Consider the following 20,430-nt stretch of genomic DNA (forward strand, 5'->3'; position numbering starts at 1 on the left):
TTGGGTTTTAAGTACTTTAATATAGAACAAATAGACTTCATTTTCTTTTACTTGTTACAGATTTTGTTTCAAAATTTCCATTTTCTTTTGCTTTTTTTAAGAAAATCGGTCCAAATGTTATGATTTTTAGCATAGGAAATAATCTTACAGAAACATCATTTTTATGTTAATAATGTTAAAATTTAAGCAAAAAGTGCCTGATTTACAGGGTTGTATTTTGCAAGGGGTGATTTTTTTATAATTTTGCCTTACCCAAATTTTTATTATTAACCTAAAGAAATTCAATGATTTACAAAATTTATCCGCTGCTTGTGTTTTTGTTATTGTCTTTTGGTAAAGATTCAAAAAACACCTCCGAATTAAAAACTGCAACGACAAGAAGTATTGCTAAAGTTGAAAAAAAGCTTACTGTTGATGCGAAAATTGAAAACATTTATTACTCTTTAAATTCTAACAATTTTAAGCTTCCGGAATTAAAATCTTTTTCTGAAGCATTGAAAGGATTTTATCTTTTGAAAGAAAGAGGAATTATTCAAAAAAACATTTTAACATTGGTTGATTTTAGTTTGTCATCAAATACCAAACGACTTTGGGTAATTGATATGACTACTAATACTATTTTGTTTAATTCTTTAGTGGCTCATGGAAGAAACACCGGAGAAGAATTTGCTACAGCATTTTCAAATTTAAATTCTTCTTTTAAAAGCAGTTTAGGCTTTTATGCAACTGGTGAAATCTATCAGGGAAAACACGGAGCTTCATTACGTTTAGACGGTCTTGAAAGAGGTGTAAACGATAATGCCCGCGAAAGAGGCGTTGTAATGCATGGCGCTGATTATGTTTCTGAATCTTTCATCAGAGATCATAAAAGATTAGGCCGAAGCCAGGGTTGTCCTGCGGTTCCGGTTGAATTAACAGATGAAATAATAGAAACAATAAAAGACAAATCATGTTTGTATATCTATCATCCGTCAAGAAGCTTTACAATGGAAGAAAGATTAATGTCTTAATTTCGAATACAAATCTGAATCTAAATTATAAATATCAGCTCTGAAAATGAGCTGATTTTTTTTGCTCCAAGCTGTCCAATACCACTGATACAAAGCGTATTTTTTTGTGATTTTAAAACTCATTGTTTTTTTAGACGCGATTATAGTATCGATTTTGACTTTAGAAAATCGTATTGAATCATTTAAAATATGCTCTGCTAATTCCAGCGGATTTTCTACACGAACACAGCCTGAGCTTAAAGAACGATTGTTTCGTACAAAATAGTTCCTGTGATTGGTGTCGTGCAAATAAACACTGTGATGATTTGGGAATAAGATTTTCATTAATCCTAAAGAGTTGTTATAACCCGGACTTTGAACGTATCTGTAGTTATTAGGTTTGTTTTCGTTCCATGCAGAAGGTTCAACTACTTTTCCTGAAGTATCATAAATAGTGATATTTTTCTTTGCCAGATAGTTTCTGTTTCGTTTCATGGCTGGTACAACATCTTCTTTTAAAATAGTTGGAGGAACTGTCCATGTTGGATTAAATACAACAGTTTTTAAAACAGAAGTAATAATAGGTGTTTTTCTTGAACTGGTTCCTACTACAATATTTCTAACTAATGTTGTGTCTTGATTTTCGACTACGTGCAGGCTGTAATCTGGAATATTAATGATGAAATAATTTTCTGCTAATTCAGTTGGATACCATCTCCAGCGTTCTAAATTGGCAATAATCTGCTGTTTTCTTCTTTCTTTCGAATAATTTAAAGCACTAATAGTACCAATACCAATAACTCCGTCATCGGCAAGGCCGTGTCTGGCCTGGAATTTTTTAACTGCTTCAAAAGTCTTTTCATCGTATTTGTCAGTCAAACTGTCTTTTCCAGACATGTCTTTCCAGAATAAAAGTTTCTTTTTAATGTTGATTAAAGCATTATTAGTATCCTTTAAAGTGATTTTTTTGACATTCTCGATGGCTTGAATATCTTCATCCGGAAAAGAATTAATAATTTGAAGTGATTGCAGTAATTGCTTATAAGTCTCAGATTTTGGCTGAATATTATCTACAATACTGTCTAATTTGTTTTTATTGAATGCCTTGATAAGAACATTATTCACGTCAAATGTTTTTTCATCCAAATCCCAATCGGTATATAATTTTTTAGGATCGAGTTTTCCTTTATATAAATGATTAAGGTATTTTTCGAAATTATAGGTTAGAAGTATATCGTAAGTTGCCAGTTCAGAATCGTTTAATTTACCGATTCTGTTTTCGAATTTCTTCAGCTGTGCGGCTTTATAATCTTCCGGGTCTAAACCTAATTCCTCTGATTTTTCAAGCTGAGACAAAACATAAGTTCTTTTTTTTAGATTTCCCCAAACAGTTTTGTTTTCAGATGCAGTATAAAATTGTTTCAGTGTTTCACTTTTAAAAGTGCTTAAAAGAGCGGTATCAACTTCTACTGTTCTTTCATCAGTAAGTATAATTGCCGGAGCTTTTTTTACAATAGGAACAATTTTAGGTTCTTCTTTTTTACAACTAATAAAAATACAAACTGCTAAAAGAAAATAAAGTTTTCTCATTCTATAATTTTTTAAACATTCAATAATGCTTCTTCAAAACCCTTTTATGATGATTATCTAAAATCGTCATGATTAAAATCTGAACCTGATTTTTTTCGGCAAATATAAGGTTGCTTTGTTTGAATAACGAAATAATTCCTATTAATTTTTTATCATTAGGTAAATATTACATAAGCTGCAGTCTCAAGATCATCTTAAGCATTCGATAAATTTGTTTTTCTCAGCAATAGCTGGTGTGTATGATAAGTTTCATTTAATGGGATTTACCGAATTATATTCATGATTTTTTAAAAATAATTGATTTTATAACTTTTTAATTTTAAATGTGTTATAAATAAATGTTGTTTTTATTTAATTTTTTTTCAAAAAAAGCTTGTTTTGAACTTAACTTTCTTTCTATATTTGCACAACCAATGCGAAAGTAGCTCAGTTGGTAGAGCTCCAGCCTTCCAAGCTGGTTGTCGCGAGTTCGAGCCTCGTCTTTCGCTCTAAAAACAAACTTTAAGTTTTGTTTTGTGAAAATAAAATTTTTGATTTTTATTTTTTTTAAAAGATTAAATTTTTTAAATTTGCACCCGGTTAATGCGAAAGTAGCTCAGTTGGTAGAGCTCCAGCCTTCCAAGCTGGTTGTCGCGAGTTCGAGCCTCGTCTTTCGCTCTTCAAAAGCCTCAAACATTGTTTGAGGCTTTTTTGTTTTTTACCATTAAGATATTTAGAAAATAAAGTTCAACACTTAATAGGCTTAATATCTTAATGGTAATATATAAATTACTTTAAACTGCTCAAATCGCTTTCGGTTTCTAATTCTTGCGGTGCTTCATTTTGTTTAAAAAGTCTCGCTTTCAAAGCACCTTTCAGGGTTATTTTATTTCCTTTAACTTCTAACCAGCTTCCTTCTCTTAATCCTAAAACCGGAATTGCGTTAAATGCATGAAATTCCTTAATTCTTGTTTCGCGCGTTTCTCCCATGTGCTGCGAATTTGCGTCAGGATCTAAATAATGCGGGTTTAGGTTAAACGGAATCAATCCCAGGGTTTGAAAACTTGGCGGATAAATTATAGGCATATCATTGGTTGTCTGCATTGATAAACCGCAAATGTTGCTTCCGGCACTTGTTCCCAAATATGGAGTTCCGTTTTTTACTTTCTCAGCAAGAAGCTGCATGATTTTGTTTTTGTATAATTGTGTTACAAGTAAAAAAGTGTTTCCTCCGCCTGTAAATACGCCTTCGGCATTTTGTATGGCTTCTTCCGGATTTTCAAATTCATGAATTCCCTGTACTTTAATGTTTATTGAAGCAAAAGCCTGTGCTGCTTTTTTTGTGTATTCGTCATGCGAAATACCGCTTGGACGTGCGTACGGAATAAATAAAATGGTGTTGCAATTCTTAAAATGAGATTGCAATGCAGGTAATAAATACTCTAAATAATTGCCGCCGTGCAATGTTGATGTGCTGGCGATGATGATGCTTTTCATAAATCTAAAACTCAAATTCTATCTGCTAAAGATATTAAAAAATGTGTCGCTCCTGAAATTACTAAAATGATAGTTTAATTAACATATTTTTACCAACTCGTTAATACTATATTTGGAAGACATTAGGATATTTTTACCTTTTTAATAATTTTCTAATTTATTCATTTTGACAAAGAGTATTGTTTGTTTTTTGGTAGCAGTTATAAGTCAGAATTCCTGGTCGCAAAATCAGGAACGTGCTGTTATTGACGGAAAAATTACTTCAAATACAAATGATTTGGAAGGTGTGTATGTTGTAAATGCTCAAACAGAAACAATGACAACAACCAATTCCTTGGGAGCTTTTTCAATTTTGGCTAAACCAGATGATGTACTTGTATTTTCTTCTATTCAGTTTAAAGAAAACAGGGTTTTGCTGACTTGTGAAAATTTTACTGATTTAAACTTTACAGTCAAAATGAATTTGGTTATGCATCAATTACAAGAAGTTGTAATTAAAAGATATGATAATATAAATGCTGTGGCTTTGGGAATTGTGCCTTCTGGACAGAAAAGTTATACTGAAGCTGAAAGAAAACTTCGTACGGCTACAGCGCTCGATGCTACTGCAAATGCCGGAACGATGGCTGGCGGATCTATCTCGGCAGATCCGTTATTAAACTTTTTATCAGGCAGAACAGCGATGCTGAAAAAAGAAGTTGAAGTAGAAAAGAAAGAGTTTTTTATGAAATTATTAGAAAGAATGTTTAGTCTGGAACATTTTGTTGAGCGGTTAAAAATTCCGGCAGAATATGTAAAAGGCTTTGAATATTATGCTGTAGAAAATAAACAGTTTACTACTATCTTAAATTCTAAAAATAAAACTTCGACTGAATTTTTATTGGGCGAATTGGCTGTAAAATATAAAGAAATCATTGCAGGTGAAAGGAAATAATATTTTTTATATCGCCTTATTTTTGTTTTTTGCGCAGTTAAGTTTGGGGCAAAAAGCTTCTTCTAAAGAAATTTCAGGTCAAATTTTCGAAAAATCTACTTCGGTTACCAGCGTAAATATTATTAATAATGATACACAGGTTTCGACTGTTTCAGATAATGACGGCAGGTTTTCTATTGTTGTCAAAGAAGGGGATGTTTTGGTTTTTTCGGCAGTAAATTTAGAGCCGCTTAAACGCAGGATTTCGGCAGAAGATATGAATTTGAGCCTGCTTGTAATTAAAATGGAGGCTAAAGAAATTGAGTTAAAAGAGGTAGTTGTTAATGATAATTACGGAATTACGGCAGAAAATTTAGGAATTGTGCCCCGCGGGCAAAAAACATATACACCAGCAGAACGAAAGGTTTATACAGCGACTTCAACATCTGTAGATAAAATCTTAAATGGGATTTCCGGTCGTACCGCAATGCTGAAAAAAGAGGTGAATGTTGAGAAAAAAGAAGCTCTTTTTAGAAAAATAGAATATCTTTTTGATGAGAATTATTATACCGAAAGATTGAAAATTCCGGCAGATGATATTAAAGGATTTCAATTATATTGTGTGGATGATGCCGATTTTGCCGTATCTTTGAATACAAAGAACAAAACAATGAGTATGTTTTTGATAACAGATTTAGCCCGAAAATATCTAATAATTCTCGAAAATGAAAAATAAACTAGGAGTATTCGTTGTTTGCTTATTTTGTCAAATAATGCTTGGACAAAACGGTACAAGAAAGTCGCTGCACGGTCAGGTTACGAACAAATCACTTGCTATAGAAAGTGGTTATGTTATGAATATTAATGCAAAATCCAGAACTTTTATAGGTCCGGGCGGATTGTTTGATATTTTGGCTCAGCCAAAAGATACACTGCTTTTTACCGGTATAGCCTTTCAGTCTAAAAAAATTGTTTTAACAGAGAAAGACTGCTCGCAGATTCTTTTCTCTGTGTCATTAGATTTGGTTAGTAATGAATTAAAAGAGGTTTTAGTTCGTAAAGATTTAAAAGTAAAATCACTCGACAGCAACACTCAGAAATATGTTGATATGCAGTTTGAAGATGATAAACAATCGACTGCAAAAAATACAGTAATGTATTCTGATCAAACGATTAAATACGGAACTGATTTTGTTCGAATTTTTAAAGATGTTAAAAAGCTTCTTTCTAAAAATAATGAAAAAGAAGAAGTAATCTCAGATATTGCTTTTGTTGAATATTCTAAAGCAAATTTTAAACCTGATTTTTATACTAAAACACTGGGTTTAAAACCAGATGAAGTTGATTTGTTTTTGATGTATTGTTCTAACGATCCAGAATCAAAAAGACATCTTAATGAAGATCAGAAATTTGAGCTGATTGATTTTTTAATCAACAAAAATGCCGAATTTAAAAAAGTGAATGCCGCTCAATAATGAAAAAAAAATGGTTTTATCCTTTACTGGGAATATTATTCTTATCGCTTTCTGCTTTTGCATTTCATAAATTTTATGTGGGTGTTTTTCAGGTAGAATATGCTGCAGAAAAAAAGATGATTCAAATTACATCACGCATTTTTATTGATGATTTGAATAATGCAATGGAGAAAAAATACCATAAGAAAACCTTTGTAGGTACAGAAAAAGAAACACAGGCTGACCTTGATTTATTTAAAAAATATCTCGCAGAAAATTTTACTATAAAAATAAACGGACAGACAAAACCTATTACTTTTTTGTCTAAAGAAGTTGAAGCCGGCGATGTACTGGTTTGTTATTCCAGAATAAAGGAAATTGATAAGTTTAAAACTATCGAAATTTCAAATACCATCTTGGTTGACTGGAACGGCGAACAGCAGAATATTACACATATTTCAGCATTTGGCACCAAAAGAAGTGTTCTTTTTACAGAATCTTCAAGGAAAGAATTGTTAAAGTATTAATTAATAAGTCAGATTAATGTTTTAATTATTATTTTCACAGCCTGACAAAATTACCATCAAAATTTTATGAAAAAAATTTCATTATTATTGCTTTTTCCTGCAATGTTAATCGCTCAGGAGAAAACTACTGCGCCTAGACAGCAAGGTAAATACGATACCAACAAATTCAGCCAGATGTACGATTTGCTGGCGACACCAAACATGTTCCGTACAGCATCTGGAGCACCTGGTCCTGCTTATTACCAGCAGCAGGCCGATTATAAAATTGATGTTGAATTAGATGATAAAAATTCAAAATTAACAGGTGCAGAAACCATTACTTATTCTAACAATTCACCAGATACTTTAGAGTATTTATGGATTCAGTTAGATCAAAATCAGGCAAGAGCAAACGGACAGACTGTTTTAGCTGAAGGAGAAAAAATCAATCAGGTTTTACCGCTTGAAGGTTTCTCAACAAAATATTTGAAAAAAGATTTAGAGCGCGGTTTTAATATTGAGCAGGTAAAAGATGCAAAAGGAAATCCAATGTCTTATACTATCAACGAAACTATGATGCGTATCAATCTGGTTTCGCCTTTAAAACCGGGAGAAAAAATTTCATTTTCTATAAAATGGTGGTATAACATCAACAACTACAGAAAAGAAGGCGGACGTTCTGGTTATGAATTTTTCGAAAAAGACGGTAATAAATTATATGTAATTGCACAGTTCTACCCAAGAATGGCAGTTTACAATGATGTTGAAGGATGGCAGAATATGCAGTTCTGGGGAAGCGGAGAGTTTGCTCTTCCTTTCGGAAATTTTGATGTAAATATTACAGTTCCTGCAGATCACATAATTGATGCAACGGGAGAATTAACAAACAGAAGCGAAGTTTTTACTGCAGAACAGGTTAAACGTTATGAGCAGGCTCAAAAATCATTTGACAAACCAGTTGTAATCGTAACTCAGGCAGAAGCAGAAGCGGCTGAAAAAGGTTTTTCTGAAAAGAAAAAAACATGGAAGTTCAGTGCTAAAAATGTTCGTGATTTCGGAATTGCTTCTTCTAGAAAATTTATCTACGATGCAATGGCTGTAAAAATTGGAAACAGAACGGTTATGGCTGAATCTGTTTATCCAAAAGAAGCAAACCCGCTTTGGGGAGAAACTTCTACATTAGTTGTGGCGCATACTTTAAAAAGTTATTCTTCTCATACTTTCGATTATCCTTATCCAAAAGCGGTTTCAGTTTCTGCAGAAGATCAGGGAATGGAATATCCAATGATTTGCTGGAATTTTGGTCGTCCGGATGAAAACGGAGTAACGAGCAAAGAAGTTAAAAACGGAATGATTGGGGTTATTATCCACGAAGTTGGACATACTTTCTTCCCGATGATTGTAAACTCTGATGAGCGTCAATGGACCTGGATGGATGAAGGTTTAAATTCATTCTTAGAATATCTGGCAGAGCAGGAGTGGGATCCAACTTTTCCATCAAGACGCGGACCTGCAAAAAATATCGTTCCTTATATGAGCGGTGATCAGAAGTTTTTAGAGCCAATTATGTCAAACTCTGAAACGATTCACCAATTTGGAAATAACGCTTACGGAAAACCGGCTACAGGTCTTAATATTTTGAGAGAAGTAGTTATGGGGAAAGATTTGTTTGATTATGCTTTTAAAACCTATGCAAACAGATGGAAATTTAAACACCCAACCCCAGAGGATTTCTTTAGAACTATGGAAGATGCATCTGCGGTAGATTTAGACTGGTTCTGGAGAGGATGGTTCTATTCAACTGATTTCGTAGATATCGGAATTAAAGATGTAAAACAATATTATGTTTCTGATACGCCGACTGCTGATATTAAAGATGTAAAAGTGAGAAAAGGACGTTTTGGATTCGAAAAAGGACCATTCGTGTATTTAGTTGCAGGGGATAATCCTGAAGTTAATGCTTCTAAGAAAAAAGAATTAAAAGTAGAAGATTTTAAAACACTGGCTGATTATGTTGACCAGACTTTTACAGCTGAAGAAAAAGCAAGTATTAAATCGCCTAAATATTTCTACGAAGTTGAATTCAATAAACCAGGCGGTATGATTATGCCAATTTTGGTTGAGATCACTTATGAAGATGGCACAAAAGATAATTACCAATATCCTGCTCAGATCTGGAGAAAAAATAATGATACAGCGAAAAAAGTTTATGCAGCTGCAAAGGCTATTAAAAGTATTCAGATAGATCCAAAACTGCTTACGGCTGATATTGATGTAACAAATAATTCATGGCCAAAAGTTGAACAAAAATCAAAATTTGACTAAGAATAAACCTAAAAGACTCTGAAAAGAGTCTTTTTTTTTAAGTAAATTTTAAAACTGTGCGCTTCAAAATTTAATATCTTTGTGGACACACAAAAATAAAAGATATGTTTGGTATAGGAGGAGGAGAATTAGTATTCATATTATTTATAGTACTAATGCTTTTTGGTTCAGATAAAGTGCCGGAAATTGCCCGTACAATGGGTAAGGCTATGGCGCAGTTAAAAAATGCGACCAATGATATTAAAAGTGAAATTCAAAAAGGAGCAGAGGCAAATGGCCTTGATACACGATCTTTGAATAATTTAACGGGTAATATCAATGCTGAAATTGAAAGCGCAAAATCTAATTTATTAGGCGATTCAACTAATTTGCTGGGTGATACCGCAACAGAAATTGATAAAGTAAAAGAAGATATCGATTCGCTTTCCGGACCTATAAAACGCCAAAGATAATATGCTTGAAAAAATAGAACAATTAGATGTTAATTTATTAGTATATCTAAATGGATTAGGGTCTGAAACATACGATAAATTCTGGATTTTTATTACCAATCAGGCTTATTGGACTCCATTTTTCTTGTTGCTGTTTTATCTTATTTACAAAAAAATAGGAGGAAAGCAAACACTTTATATTCTACTTTTTGTGGCTGTTTTAATTGCTTTTACAGATCAGACCTGTAATTTGTTTAAACATACTTTTCAGCGTTTACGTCCATGCAATAATCCAGACATCAAATCAATTATAAGAGTTGTTATGGTTAGGAACTCTTATAGTTTCTTTTCTGGTCATGCGGCAAATACAATGGCGGTTGCAACCTTTTTATATTTGGTTTTAAAACGTCATTTTAAATATTTCGGGTTATTGTTTTTATGGCCTTTAATTTTCGCTTACAGCCGAATTTATTTAGGATTACATTATCCGGGAGATATTCTAACTGGATATTTCTTTGGAGCGCTTTTTGGGTTCCTGATCTTTTTAGCTTATCGAAGATTGAAACCGCAATATTTTCCAGGATAGTTTAAGGTTCTGAGTTTTTAAGATACTAAGGCTCTAAGTTTTTTTAAAGAGCAAAATAAAAAAGGTTTTAGCTAAAATACACTGAGTATTTGGCTAAAACCTTTTTTATGTTTAAATCTCCTTTTTTCAGCTTTAGCTGGAAAAAATATATAAAATTAGATCCTTAGTACCTTAGCAGCTTAGTAACTTAGAACCTCAGCGTCTATAAAACTCTGCTTACCGTCAGCCCATCACGAATTGGCAGCAAAACCGTCTCTACTCTTGGATCATCTTTTAAAAGCTGATTGTATTCTAAAAGTACTTTTGTACTCGTATCATTTGGATGAACAGGTTTAAGTATTTTACCGCTCCATAAAACGTTATCAGATAAAATAATACCGCCTTTATTCATTTTTGGAACAATCATTTCCCAGTAATTGAGGTAATTTTCCTTATCTGCATCAATAAACACCAAGTCAAATTTTACATCAATGGTTGGAATAATATCGACAGCTTCGCCTAAATGCTGAAAAATTTGTTTTCCCCAAGGTGATGCATCAAAATATTTTCTTTGAAAATCGACTAATTCTTCTTTAATGTCAATAGTGTGCAATTGTCCGTTTTCCTGCATTCCTTCGCATAGGCAAAGCGCTGCATAACCTGTATAAGTCCCGATTTCAAGAATATTTACAGGACGGATTAATTTGGACAACATGCTTAAAACACGACCCTGAAAATGTCCGCTAAGCATTCTCGGTAAAAGTATTTTCTGGTACGTTTCTTTATTAAGTTTTGCTAATAATTCTGGTTCATTTTCAGAATGCTGTTCGATATAATCTTCTAATTCTTGTGATATAAAATGCATGTTGTAGTTGTTCTAATTGAATGCAAAAATACAAAAAATATCCGCTGGCTTTTTTGCATAAAAAAACCATTCGGTTTAAGAATGGCTTTTCGTTTTTAGTTTTAATTTGAAAGCTTATTTTTTCAAAGCTTCATTTACATCTTTTGCTGTTTTTACAGTTCCGTCTTTGGCAGCTTTAGCCGCATTTTCAACTTTTTCTGCGCCTTTTTTAGTTGCGTCTTTTACATCAGTCGCGGTTTTCTTTGCTGCATTTTCAACATCTGTTGCTGCTTTTTTTGTAGCATCTTTCACGTCAGCAGCAGCGTTTTGTGTAGCGTCTTTTGCTTTTGTGGCAGCACTTTCGGCTTTGCTTACAGCGCTGTCTTTTACTTCTTCAATATCTGTAGTTAATGAATCTACTCTGTTTCCAAGAGTTAATTCTTCATCGGCAGGTTTAGTTTCTTTTTTCTCACAAGATTGAACCCCAAATGCTAATAATGCAACAACAGCTAAACTTAAAATTTGTTTTTTCATAATGAATGTCTTTTTTAGGTTATAAAAATTTAAAAGGTTATAAAGTGGAATAATAAAAATACAAATTTTAAAATAACGGCGCCCTTTGTAAGATTATTTTTCTTTTGAGTGCAAGACAATTCTTGTGCCAAACTTTTTTAGTTTTAAAAAGTTGAAGTAATTTTTTTTAGTTGAAAATTGAGAAGTGTTTGAAGCTGTGTTTTTTAGTCTTTGTACAGGCTGAAATTGATTACAATATCATCTTTAACTTTTATTAAACCAGCCATTTTTACGGGCGGTTCCAGTTCTATATCAGAGAATTTTAAACTAAGTGTTCCCTGAATTTTATCATCGGTATTATATAAAATGAAGTCTTTGTATTTTAATGTTTTATCTGTGATATAAAAATTTAATCTGCATTTGTAGTTTTTACCGCATGGTTTAATATCTGTAATAGAAACCGTGCTGTTTGGAAATTGTTTCACTTTTACAGTTCCCTGTAAATCTTTAGTCATTATTTTGTTGCCGCAATCAAAGTTTGACATTTTGATTTCGGTATTAAAAGTGTTCTTTTTAACTGAATTTACATAAACTGTATCCTTTTTAGAAAAGGTGTTAGAGCAGTTGTATTTGCCAACAGTTGATACTCCGGTAATTTCTATCTTTATTTTGTTTATTACCACGGTTGTATCTTCTGGAAAAAAAGTGGGTTTAGCACTTCCTAAGAAAAAGAAAACTGCTAAACCCGTAATTAATATTTGAAATCTTGATTTCATTTTTTTTATATTAGAATGCAATTGTTGCTTCGAATACTAAACCATTAAATTTACCGCCATAAAAATTGTTTGGATTTCCAGCAGCAGGATCTCCTGTAAATTGTGAGTAATCTTTATAGTTTTGGTTAACGTAGTTTAACTTAGCTAAAATGTTTTTAGTCATAAACCAGCCGGCACTTGCTTCAAATTTATCTACGGTAACCTTTTTAGCATCGGCATTAGATAATTTTCCAGATACAGTATTGTATTTTCCTCCAAGGTAGAATTGTTCTGTTTTTCCAAATCTGTAAATAAGCTCAGAAGCATATTGATTAGCAGTACGTTTGTCGTCAGTACCAGCTTTGTCTCCACCTGAAGCTAATTCGATCGTTCCAAAGAATTCAAGTCCTTTATATTTCACAAAAGGGTTAATCATGTATGTTGTAGCCCAATTTTTGAAATTAGGGTTGAACGTTGCTTCTGGAGTTGATGTTTTACTGAAACTAGTAGGAACATCAGTAGTAGTTGTAGAAATAACATTACCATCAGCGTCGGTCTTAGTTATAGTATTTTTATAAGCGTTATTATTCAATATACCCCAATAACCAAATCCTGATCTATTAGCAGAATATATGTTTGCGTTACCAAGATTTGCATTATGGTAATAAGAGCCAGTTAATCTTATTCTTAAATCTTCATTAAGTTGTTTGTCATAACCCAATTTAGCTAAGATTGAAGGGCTGTGCGTTGTATTAGTGTTTGGCCCGGCAGTGTAAAAAACTTCTTCATTACTTTGATTTAAATTACCATTTGTAACACCTAACATACTTACCAATCCATTTCTGTTGTAGTAAACCTCCATACCCATTTCTGTAGTGAAAGAATACATAATGTTGTTTCCAACAAATGCATTTCTAATTGTATTACCATTATCAGAACCTCTAAAGTGTGCATCACCAAAATTGTTCTCCATTTGCCCAATTTTAATTGTAGCATATTTCATTACATCAGCCAGGAAGTCTTTTTTGATGAAGTCTAACTTGTCAATTTGCAAGTATCCTCCTTTTACATAAGAATCATTGTGGTGTCTTGAGGCTAAATAAATATCTAGATTCACTCTTACTCCGTCAAACAATTGAGCGCCAAGATACATATCAGCTCCAGGAAGCGTAAAATTGTTTTCAGTATTCATTAAACGATATCCGGTAATTGTTCTAACTGTAGTTCCGGCAGCTGTATTGGTTGTAGTTGTAGAACCAGCAGGCTGATCGTTGAATGAATTTGTTGCTTGAAAATCCATATTGAAAGCACCACCAAGGTCAATACTAAGGCCTTTAAATTCTCTATTGTCCTTTTGTACGTCGAAAACGTTGATACCGTCTTTTCCTCTGGAAATTTGGTTTTGCATGTTTCCAAAACTAACTTGTGCATTAACAGCAAATGTGCTGATAAGGGTAATAAACAGGATATAAATCTTCTTCATGGCGGTTATAAATTAAAGTTTAAATTGAATTTTATAGTTAAATCTTGTCCGGTTTTAATAGTTCCAAGCATTGCAGTTGGAGATTTCATTCCAAAATCAGTAAAAGTGATTTTATTTGTTCCCTGAAGATTTAACCCATCTTTTGTAACAGTTGTTTTTACTGTCGTTTTGTATACTTTGCTTACTCCGGCAATTGTATAAGTTCCGGTTAGTTCCCAAATCGTTTCGTTTACTTTTTCGGCAGATTTTAAAACGTATTTAATGTTTTTGTTTTTATCTGTTTTTAAAGTCTCATACGCTACTTTATCCATGCTTTTTTTCTCGCTTTTTACACTTTCAGCTAAAAGTGTTACTGATAGAGATTCGATCTCACTAAGCTTTGAATTGGCAATTGTTAAGTTTGCTGTCCCGGTTCCAGATGCTGATTTCATTTCCCAGTCATGAAGTGTTGAAGTTCCCGCAACAGAGAAAGTAGATTTAGAGTCTAAAGTGTATGATTTTTGCGCTGTAGCAATTGAAGTAATTCCAAAGAAAGTAATTATAGCTGCGATTAATTTTAGTTTATTGGTTTTCATTTTTATCATGTTTATATTGTTAAGAATAAGTTAATGTGTAGGCCGTTTTTCTGTTTAGTACTAAAGATGCTGTTTTAACTTGTATCAAAGATCTGCTTATAATTCAGTGTTATACATGATAAAAGTCATTGTTAAAATTTTATTAAATAAGTATTTAATAACTACAACGTTTTCATTTAAGGGAATCAATCAGCAAGAAAAAAAAGAGTATTGATTTTTACGAAAATTGTTAGTTTTTGAAGTTTTAGAACCAAGTTCCATTCTTGAAACCTGGTTCTAAAAAAGATTTCTGTTTAGCTCAAAGTGATGTTGAAAATCACCGTTAGGTCTTTTCCAGCTTTCACCACTCCAAGAGCTGCTTTTGGAGGTGTCATTTCAAAATCGCCAAAAGTGATTTGATTAGAACCCTGTAAAATAAAAGTGCCGTTTATAGAAGTAATTTTTACCTGAGTCTGGTATTCTTTACTTACACCGGCAATTGTGTAAACTCCTGTTAGATTCCAGGTTGTATCGTCTACTTTTACTGCAGATTTTAAAACGTATTGAATGTTTTTATGTGTTTCTGTATCTAAGGCTTCGTAAGCAACCTGATCCATGCTTGATTTGTAGCTTTTTAAGCTTTCTGCTAATAATGTAATAGTTAAGCTGTTTATGCCGGCAAGTTTAGAATCTTTAACGGTTAGGTTTGCAATACCTGTTCCTTCTGTAGATCTCATTACCCAATCGTGCACGGTAGAAGTTCCGGCAACCTCAAAAGTCGATTTAGTATCTACTACGGTATAAGTTCTTTGTGCGTTTACTTGGAATGTAAGGGTAGTGAAAATAATTGCTGTTAGGATTGATTTAATTGTTTTCATTTTGATGTGTATAGGTTAATTTTAATTAGGAGAGTTCTAAAGTGGCTGCGAACTAACCTTATTTCTTAGGCCAAATTTATCACGCACTCAAAGGATATGAAATGATAAAAATCATGGTAAAAGCTTTATTAAATTCTTATAGTTAAGAGTAAGCAGAAAGGATAAACTTAAATTGAAGTCAGGTGCTAAATAGTTTTGGGTGGTAATTGTTTGGTTATTTGTGTGTTAAGTTGTTTAGGGAAGAACAAACAAATAATATTGTTTCAATTCTTTCTTTCTGTTAAAGAAATAGAAATGTGTTACTGCAAGTTTTATATTTGAATATTGCGGGTAAAACAAGGATATTTTCTCTCAGATTTTTTGGTTTTGGCCAAGAATGCATCTAAAAATCAAAAAAAATGACAAAAGTGATTAACTTTGCAGCATGCAAATTGAGAAAAAAGACATAAGAGCCTTATCAAAAGATCAGTTACGAGATTTTTTTGTTGCCAATAACGACAAAGCATTTCGAGGCAATCAGGTTTATGAATGGTTGTGGAGCAAAGGAGCACATAGCTTTGAGGATATGACGAATGTTGCCAAAACAACACGTTCTATGCTCGAAGAAAATTTCGTTATCAACCATATTAAGGTAGATACCATGCAGCGCAGTAACGACGGAACAGTAAAAAATGCTGTACGCCTGCATGATGGATTAGTAGTAGAGTCAGTTTTAATTCCAACAGAAACCAGAACAACAGCTTGTGTTTCGAGTCAGGTTGGCTGTAGTTTAGACTGTAATTTCTGTGCTACTGCAAGATTAAAACGTATGCGAAATTTGGAACCGGGAGAAATTTATGACCAGATTATGGCCATCGATAAAGAAAGCCGTTTGTATCATAATCATCCTCTTTCGAATATTGTTTTTATGGGAATGGGTGAACCTTTAATGAACTATAATAATGTCATTAAAGCAATCGATATGGTTACATCGGCAGAAGGTTTAGGAATGTCTCCAAAACGTATTACACTTTCAACATCCGGAATCCCGAAAATGATTAAGAAAATGGCCGATGATGATGTGAAATTCAAATTGGCGGTTTCTCTTCATTCTGCGATTGATGAAACCCGTGCGAAGATTATGCCTTTCAGTAAAAACTTTCCTTTAAAAGATTTAAGAGAAGCATTAGAATATTGGTACAGAAAAACCAAAAGTAAAGTTTCATACGAGTATGTCGTTTGGAAAGGAATTAACGACGATAAAGCTTCTGTTGATGCTTTAGTGAAATTTTGTAAATATGTGCCGTGTAAAGTCAATTTAATTGAATACAACCCAATTGATGACGGAGAATTCCAGCAAGCCTCAGAAGAGTCTATTCTGGCTTATATAAAAGCATTAGAGAATATTGGTGTTGTGGTAAAAGTACGCCGAAGCCGCGGAAAAGATATCGATGCAGCCTGCGGACAATTAGCAAACAAAGAAGCAGAAGTATAATCCCTGCGGGATTAAATATTCCGGTGGGAACATCTCGTCGGTAAAAAAAATAATGACAGTATAAAATGTCCCATTTAGACATTTGAGTGATAATAAAAAAGCATTAAAAACGAGGGTGAATCTTGTTTTTAATGCTTTTTTTCTGGGCAAAAAGGGAACTATTTTTTCAAATCGATTTCTTCTGTTACGCCGTCTTTTGTTACAGAAGACAGCGTATCACAATCTCCATTGCCATAATCAATAACAGCCGAAGCCCCGTTTTTAGTTACAGAAACAATTCCTTTTACAGCAAACGATTTTCTGCATGAAGCTTTAAATTCTAATGGCGTTGTAATTTCTGCTGAATAAGTATCTCCGTTTGGTAAAGTTGTAGTACCGCTTCCGGTAACCACAAATACATTATCTTCCCAATTAAACCAGGTGTTGTAACCCGCAGTCATTTCTTTTACAAGAGAACCTTTTCTGCTGTAAACACTTCCATCGTCAAAAGTAATCGTTAAATCAATTGCTGCAGTCGAAACCAGATGTGCTTCTGCCAGTAAATCAGTTGATTTTACAGTTCGAATTATGCTTTTGCTTCCCTGTAGTTTTTTGCCATTGTGATAAAATCCTTCAAAAGTATAACTGATTGTTTGTGTAGAAGCCGAAAAATCATTAGAAAATGAAACCACCATTTTTCCTTTTACTATATTTCCGTTGTCAAGCGTACAGCCGTCAACGCCAAAATCTACTGTTTTTGTAAAAGTATTATTCGTTAAAACCGTTGTTGTAACAGCGCAGCCAGGCAAAAAGTTTTTAATATTTCCGGAAGGTTTATTATTAATATTTAGCTGAGAACTAAATTGATCTTCAGCAATATTAGTAACATCATCTATTGAGGCATCTATTTTAGCATTTGCAATAATCTCGTCGTTTGTAATTACTTTACTCGTTCCGTCATTTGTGTTTTCATCAGAATTACAGCTTGTAAATAGTGATAAAGCGATACATGTTCCAATTAATAAAAATTTTGTTTTCATAATAAATAGTTTTTTGGTTTTACTTTTAATTAATGAATTCAAATTAGTATTAGATTGAGGTGTTTTTGGATTGTTTTTTAAATTAGTGTTGAAATTGTTAATATACTAACATAAAATAGACAACGTTTTTTTATTTAAAATAGTATATTTGGAATCGAAATGAATATTACTTCACAAATAAAACAGCCCATTATTGCCGAGATGGAACTTTTTGAAAAAAAGTTCCATGAATCGATGACCTCAAAGGTTGCACTGCTCAACAGGATTACCTATTATATTGTAAACAGAAAAGGAAAACAAATGCGTCCGATGTTTGTGTTTCTTACTGCAAAAATGGTTTCTGGCGGTACTGTAAACGAAAGAACCTATCGCGGGGCATCGGTTATTGAATTAATTCATACGGCAACTTTGGTTCACGACGATGTTGTAGACGATAGTAATCGCCGCCGCGGATTTTTCTCAATCAATGCGCTTTGGAAAAACAAAATTGCTGTTTTAGTTGGAGATTATCTTCTTTCAAAAGGATTACTGCTTTCTATTGATAACGGCGATTTTGATTTACTTCGAATCATTTCTGTAGCCGTTCGCGAAATGAGCGAAGGTGAATTGCTTCAAATAGAAAAAGCCCGCAGACTTGATATTACAGAAGATGTTTACTACGAAATCATCAGAAAAAAAACGGCAACACTTATTGCCGCGTGTTGTGCACTTGGTGCAAAAGCTGTAATTGAAGATGATGTTCAGGTTGAGAATATGCGAATGTTTGGTGAACTTATAGGAATGGCGTTCCAGATCAAAGATGACTTGTTTGATTACAGCGAAGAAGCCATTGGTAAACCAACCGGAATCGATATTAAAGAGCAAAAAATGACGCTGCCTTTAATTCACGTTTTAAATACCTGCACACCGCAGGAAAAAAAGTGGCTTATCAACTCCATTAAAAACCATAACAAAGACAAAAAACGCGTAAAAGAAGTTATTGCTTTTGTAAAAAATAATAATGGTTTGGCTTACGCCGAAAACAAAATGGTGCAGTTCCAGCAGGAAGCACTTTCTCTTTTAGAAAATTACCCGGATTCTGAATTCAAAGCAGCGCTTACTTTAATGGTAAACTATGTTATTGAAAGAAAAAAATAATTTCTGCAATTAAATAATTTAGAAAAAATTGTCAATTAGATAATTGGTTTACTTTGTTGTAAATCAGTTGTCTATTTTTGTTTTATTGAAATTTTAAATTTTTTTATTGAATTTTTTTATACCTCATGCAACCATTTTAAATCGACAATCGTCTATGCTGATAGAAGTCTGTTTCTAAAACCAAAAACCGAAAAGCGTATTAATGAAAATTATTCATTTACATCACGAAGAAACCAAAATCATAAAGCTGGCTGTCGAAAATAATCGACAGGCACAGCAGCAGATTTACTGCAGGTTTTCTCCAAAAATGTTAAGTGTATGCCGGCAGTATATAAAGGACATTCAGCTGGCAGAAGATGTAATGATTACGGCTTTTATGAAAGTATTTACGAATCTAAAAAACTTTGAACACAAAGGAAGTTTTGAAGGCTGGATTCGAAGAATTATGGTTAACGAATGCATTTCGTATTTAAGAGTTCAGAAAAAAGTAAAATTTGCCGAAGACGAATTTTTTGTCGAAGAAAGTTTCAATGAAATCGACAGTCAGTTTACAGTAGAACAAATTCAGTATTTAATAGATGCCCTGCCAGATGGTTATAAAATGGTTTTCAATTTATACGCCATAGAAGGTTATAAACACAATGAAATTGCCAAGATGTTAGGAATTAATGAAGGAACATCGAAATCACAATTATCGCACGCCAGAAAAATGCTGCAAACACAAATTACTATTTTAAAAAAACAAGATAATGGAACCGAATAATTTTGAAAAGGATTTCCGTGAAAAGCTCAACCAGCGAAAAATTGAACCAAGCGAAAAAGCCTGGGATCGATTAGATGCTATGTTGAGTGTTGCCGAAGAAAAACCTAAAAAGAAAAGCAAAAAATGGTTGTACATCGCAGCAAGTGTTGTAGGGGTTTTATTAGTTGGAACTTTCTTTTTTAATCAGAAGGAAGACATTCAAACATCAAAAAATGTAGTAATCGAAGAAAATGCTGAAAAAGATTCTATTATAAAACCAGTTATAAATACTATCGATTCTGTTAAAACTGAAACTGTAATTGCAGAAAAATCTTCAACAGAAACTTCAAAATCTGTATCAAATAAAAAAGAAAATAATATTAATCAACCATCAAATAAAGCTCTTAAAAATCAATCAAATCAAATAGCGGAGTCTTCAATCATCATCAAAAACAATCAGGAAAAACAATCAACAAACAACAATCAAACTGTAATTGCCGAAAACCAAAAGAAAGAAAACATTGACCAACTGCTTGAAACTGCCGAAAATAAAGTTTTGGCAGAAAACGCAAACAAGGTTAAAAAAGCCAAAGTAAAAATCAATGCGGCTGATTTGCTGGATCAGGTCGACGGCGAGTTAGAACTTTCTTTTAGAGAAAAAGTAATTACAAAGGTGAACAAAAATCTTCAGGAAGTTAAAGTGGCTTTGTCAAACAGAAATCAGGAAGAAAAGAAATAACAATTCATATTTAAAATAACAATTAAAAAATCATCATCAATCA

The 20,430-nt window shown here is 32.9% G+C and carries 21 protein-coding genes and 2 tRNA genes; 14 read left to right on the forward strand and 9 right to left on the reverse strand.

Annotated features, from left to right (window positions below; genetic code table 11):
* The first annotated feature begins 284 nt into the window (after positions 1-284).
* Complete coding sequence (locus tag PQ462_RS03850) at positions 285-1,010, forward strand: murein L,D-transpeptidase catalytic domain family protein (RefSeq protein WP_012023842.1); 726 nt, start codon at positions 285-287, stop codon at positions 1,008-1,010.
* Here the strand turns inward: PQ462_RS03850 and PQ462_RS03855 are convergent.
* Entirely contained in the window at positions 999-2,579 is a 1,581-nt protein-coding gene (locus tag PQ462_RS03855; protein WP_012023843.1) for a L,D-transpeptidase family protein, read from the reverse strand. The two genes, PQ462_RS03850 and PQ462_RS03855, sit on opposite strands and share 12 nt — an antisense overlap.
* A 415-nt stretch (positions 2,580-2,994) precedes the next feature.
* On the opposite strand from PQ462_RS03855, the gene PQ462_RS03860 reads away from it, so the two are divergent.
* Together PQ462_RS03860 and PQ462_RS03865 are read left to right on the forward strand one after the other, a co-directional pair.
* Positions 2,995-3,067, forward strand: a tRNA-Gly gene (locus PQ462_RS03860).
* Between the two features lie 96 nt (positions 3,068-3,163).
* Positions 3,164-3,236 (forward strand) — tRNA-Gly (locus PQ462_RS03865).
* Positions 3,237-3,347: 111 nt separating this feature from the next.
* Here the strand turns inward: PQ462_RS03865 and pepE are convergent.
* Positions 3,348-4,055, reverse strand: coding sequence for a dipeptidase PepE (gene pepE, locus PQ462_RS03870; protein WP_274252419.1), 708 nt, complete (start codon positions 4,053-4,055; stop codon positions 3,348-3,350).
* 166 nt (positions 4,056-4,221) lie between these two features.
* Between pepE and PQ462_RS03875 the strand changes: the two genes are divergently transcribed.
* The 7 genes from PQ462_RS03875 to PQ462_RS03905 all read left to right on the forward strand — a co-directional run bounded on the left by PQ462_RS03875 (position 4,222) and on the right by PQ462_RS03905 (position 10,270).
* Complete coding sequence (locus PQ462_RS03875) at positions 4,222-4,989, forward strand: carboxypeptidase-like regulatory domain-containing protein (protein ID WP_274252420.1); 768 nt, start codon at positions 4,222-4,224, stop codon at positions 4,987-4,989.
* A complete protein-coding gene (locus tag PQ462_RS03880) occupies positions 4,976-5,704 on the forward strand; it encodes a carboxypeptidase-like regulatory domain-containing protein (protein WP_274252421.1) in 729 nt (242 codons plus the stop codon). The genes PQ462_RS03875 and PQ462_RS03880 overlap by 14 nt, the downstream gene beginning before the upstream one ends.
* Positions 5,694-6,443 carry a hypothetical protein gene (locus tag PQ462_RS03885; RefSeq protein ID WP_274252422.1) on the forward strand — a complete coding sequence of 250 codons (750 nt, stop codon included), beginning with the start codon at positions 5,694-5,696 and terminating at the stop codon, positions 6,441-6,443. Before PQ462_RS03880 ends, PQ462_RS03885 begins: the two co-directional genes overlap by 11 nt.
* A complete protein-coding gene (locus PQ462_RS03890; RefSeq protein WP_121362213.1) occupies positions 6,443-6,949 on the forward strand; it encodes a DUF6702 family protein in 507 nt (168 codons plus the stop codon). The genes PQ462_RS03885 and PQ462_RS03890 overlap by 1 nt, the downstream gene beginning before the upstream one ends.
* A gap of 66 nt (positions 6,950-7,015) precedes the next feature.
* Positions 7,016-9,253, forward strand: a complete 2,238-nt coding sequence (locus tag PQ462_RS03895; RefSeq protein WP_274252423.1) for a M1 family metallopeptidase — start codon at positions 7,016-7,018, stop codon at positions 9,251-9,253.
* Between the two features lie 104 nt (positions 9,254-9,357).
* Positions 9,358-9,705, forward strand: a complete 348-nt coding sequence (locus tag PQ462_RS03900; protein ID WP_274252424.1) for a Sec-independent protein translocase subunit TatA/TatB — start codon at positions 9,358-9,360, stop codon at positions 9,703-9,705.
* Between the two features lies 1 nt (position 9,706).
* Positions 9,707-10,270 (forward strand): phosphatase PAP2 family protein, encoded by a 564-nt coding sequence (locus PQ462_RS03905; RefSeq protein ID WP_274252425.1) that lies wholly within the window; start codon positions 9,707-9,709, stop codon positions 10,268-10,270.
* Positions 10,271-10,472: 202 nt separating this feature from the next.
* On the opposite strand, the gene PQ462_RS03910 is transcribed toward PQ462_RS03905, so the two are convergent.
* The 6 genes from PQ462_RS03910 to PQ462_RS03935 all read right to left on the reverse strand — a co-directional run bounded on the left by PQ462_RS03910 (position 10,473) and on the right by PQ462_RS03935 (position 15,276).
* The gene (locus tag PQ462_RS03910; RefSeq protein ID WP_274252426.1) at positions 10,473-11,114 is read right to left on the reverse strand and encodes an O-methyltransferase; all 642 of its coding nucleotides are present in this window, start codon (positions 11,112-11,114) and stop codon (positions 10,473-10,475) included.
* A 114-nt stretch (positions 11,115-11,228) separates the two neighbouring features.
* Positions 11,229-11,627: a hypothetical protein gene (locus PQ462_RS03915; RefSeq protein WP_274252427.1), complete on the reverse strand. Its 399-nt coding sequence runs from the start codon at positions 11,625-11,627 to the stop codon at positions 11,229-11,231.
* Between the two features lie 203 nt (positions 11,628-11,830).
* On the reverse strand, positions 11,831-12,382 hold the full coding sequence (locus tag PQ462_RS03920) for a YceI family protein (protein WP_274252428.1): 552 nt from the start codon (positions 12,380-12,382) through the stop codon (positions 11,831-11,833).
* A gap of 10 nt (positions 12,383-12,392) precedes the next feature.
* Complete coding sequence (locus PQ462_RS03925) at positions 12,393-13,844, reverse strand: hypothetical protein (protein ID WP_274252429.1); 1,452 nt, start codon at positions 13,842-13,844, stop codon at positions 12,393-12,395.
* A gap of 5 nt (positions 13,845-13,849) precedes the next feature.
* A complete protein-coding gene (locus tag PQ462_RS03930) occupies positions 13,850-14,419 on the reverse strand; it encodes a YceI family protein (protein ID WP_274252430.1) in 570 nt (189 codons plus the stop codon).
* 293 nt (positions 14,420-14,712) lie between these two features.
* On the reverse strand, positions 14,713-15,276 hold the full coding sequence (locus tag PQ462_RS03935; protein ID WP_012023857.1) for a YceI family protein: 564 nt from the start codon (positions 15,274-15,276) through the stop codon (positions 14,713-14,715).
* Positions 15,277-15,700: 424 nt separating this feature from the next.
* Between PQ462_RS03935 and rlmN the strand changes: the two genes are divergently transcribed.
* Entirely contained in the window at positions 15,701-16,750 is a 1,050-nt protein-coding gene (gene rlmN, locus PQ462_RS03940; protein ID WP_274252431.1) for a 23S rRNA (adenine(2503)-C(2))-methyltransferase RlmN, read from the forward strand.
* A 158-nt stretch (positions 16,751-16,908) separates the two neighbouring features.
* Here the strand turns inward: rlmN and PQ462_RS03945 are convergent, their stop codons facing one another.
* Positions 16,909-17,769, reverse strand: coding sequence for a hypothetical protein (locus PQ462_RS03945; RefSeq protein WP_274252432.1), 861 nt, complete (start codon positions 17,767-17,769; stop codon positions 16,909-16,911).
* 159 nt (positions 17,770-17,928) lie between these two features.
* Here PQ462_RS03945 and PQ462_RS03950 point away from each other — a divergent pair, with 159 nt between their 5' ends.
* The 3 genes from PQ462_RS03950 (at position 17,929) to PQ462_RS03960 (ending at position 20,387) form a co-directional block, all read left to right on the forward strand.
* A complete protein-coding gene (locus tag PQ462_RS03950) occupies positions 17,929-18,906 on the forward strand; it encodes a polyprenyl synthetase family protein (RefSeq protein ID WP_274252433.1) in 978 nt (325 codons plus the stop codon).
* A gap of 202 nt (positions 18,907-19,108) precedes the next feature.
* A complete protein-coding gene (locus tag PQ462_RS03955) occupies positions 19,109-19,669 on the forward strand; it encodes an RNA polymerase sigma factor (protein WP_274252434.1) in 561 nt (186 codons plus the stop codon).
* Positions 19,656-20,387, forward strand: coding sequence for a hypothetical protein (locus PQ462_RS03960; protein WP_274252435.1), 732 nt, complete (start codon positions 19,656-19,658; stop codon positions 20,385-20,387). Before PQ462_RS03955 ends, PQ462_RS03960 begins: the two co-directional genes overlap by 14 nt.
* The last annotated feature ends 43 nt before the right edge of the window (positions 20,388-20,430 follow it).

Origin of the sequence: Flavobacterium sp. KACC 22758, assembly GCF_028736135.1 — a bacterium.
GTDB classification, from domain to species: Bacteria; Bacteroidota; Bacteroidia; order Flavobacteriales; family Flavobacteriaceae; genus Flavobacterium; species Flavobacterium johnsoniae.

Excerpts from the sequence above, each read along its gene's own strand:
- PQ462_RS03885 (WP_274252422.1), top strand. The coding sequence starts at position 5,694 with ATGAAAAATAAACTAGGAGTATTCGTTGTTTGCTTATTTTGTCAAATA.
- PQ462_RS03950 (WP_274252433.1), top strand. The coding sequence starts at position 17,929 with ATGAATATTACTTCACAAATAAAACAGCCCATTATTGCCGAGATGGAA.
- pepE (WP_274252419.1), bottom strand. The coding sequence starts at position 4,055 with ATGAAAAGCATCATCATCGCCAGCACATCAACATTGCACGGCGGCAAT.
- PQ462_RS03855 (WP_012023843.1), bottom strand. The coding sequence starts at position 2,579 with ATGAGAAAACTTTATTTTCTTTTAGCAGTTTGTATTTTTATTAGTTGT.
- PQ462_RS03905 (WP_274252425.1), top strand. The coding sequence starts at position 9,707 with ATGCTTGAAAAAATAGAACAATTAGATGTTAATTTATTAGTATATCTA.
- PQ462_RS03935 (WP_012023857.1), bottom strand. The coding sequence starts at position 15,276 with ATGAAAACAATTAAATCAATCCTAACAGCAATTATTTTCACTACCCTT.
- PQ462_RS03930 (WP_274252430.1), bottom strand. The coding sequence starts at position 14,419 with ATGAAAACCAATAAACTAAAATTAATCGCAGCTATAATTACTTTCTTT.
- PQ462_RS03850 (WP_012023842.1), top strand. The coding sequence starts at position 285 with ATGATTTACAAAATTTATCCGCTGCTTGTGTTTTTGTTATTGTCTTTT.
- PQ462_RS03945 (WP_274252432.1), bottom strand. The coding sequence starts at position 17,769 with ATGAAAACAAAATTTTTATTAATTGGAACATGTATCGCTTTATCACTA.
- PQ462_RS03955 (WP_274252434.1), top strand. The coding sequence starts at position 19,109 with ATGAAAATTATTCATTTACATCACGAAGAAACCAAAATCATAAAGCTG.
- PQ462_RS03900 (WP_274252424.1), top strand. The coding sequence starts at position 9,358 with ATGTTTGGTATAGGAGGAGGAGAATTAGTATTCATATTATTTATAGTA.
- PQ462_RS03895 (WP_274252423.1), top strand. The coding sequence starts at position 7,016 with ATGAAAAAAATTTCATTATTATTGCTTTTTCCTGCAATGTTAATCGCT.
- PQ462_RS03960 (WP_274252435.1), top strand. The coding sequence starts at position 19,656 with ATGGAACCGAATAATTTTGAAAAGGATTTCCGTGAAAAGCTCAACCAG.
- rlmN (WP_274252431.1), top strand. The coding sequence starts at position 15,701 with ATGCAAATTGAGAAAAAAGACATAAGAGCCTTATCAAAAGATCAGTTA.
- PQ462_RS03920 (WP_274252428.1), bottom strand. The coding sequence starts at position 12,382 with ATGAAATCAAGATTTCAAATATTAATTACGGGTTTAGCAGTTTTCTTT.
- PQ462_RS03925 (WP_274252429.1), bottom strand. The coding sequence starts at position 13,844 with ATGAAGAAGATTTATATCCTGTTTATTACCCTTATCAGCACATTTGCT.
- PQ462_RS03915 (WP_274252427.1), bottom strand. The coding sequence starts at position 11,627 with ATGAAAAAACAAATTTTAAGTTTAGCTGTTGTTGCATTATTAGCATTT.
- PQ462_RS03910 (WP_274252426.1), bottom strand. The coding sequence starts at position 11,114 with ATGCATTTTATATCACAAGAATTAGAAGATTATATCGAACAGCATTCT.
- PQ462_RS03890 (WP_121362213.1), top strand. The coding sequence starts at position 6,443 with ATGAAAAAAAAATGGTTTTATCCTTTACTGGGAATATTATTCTTATCG.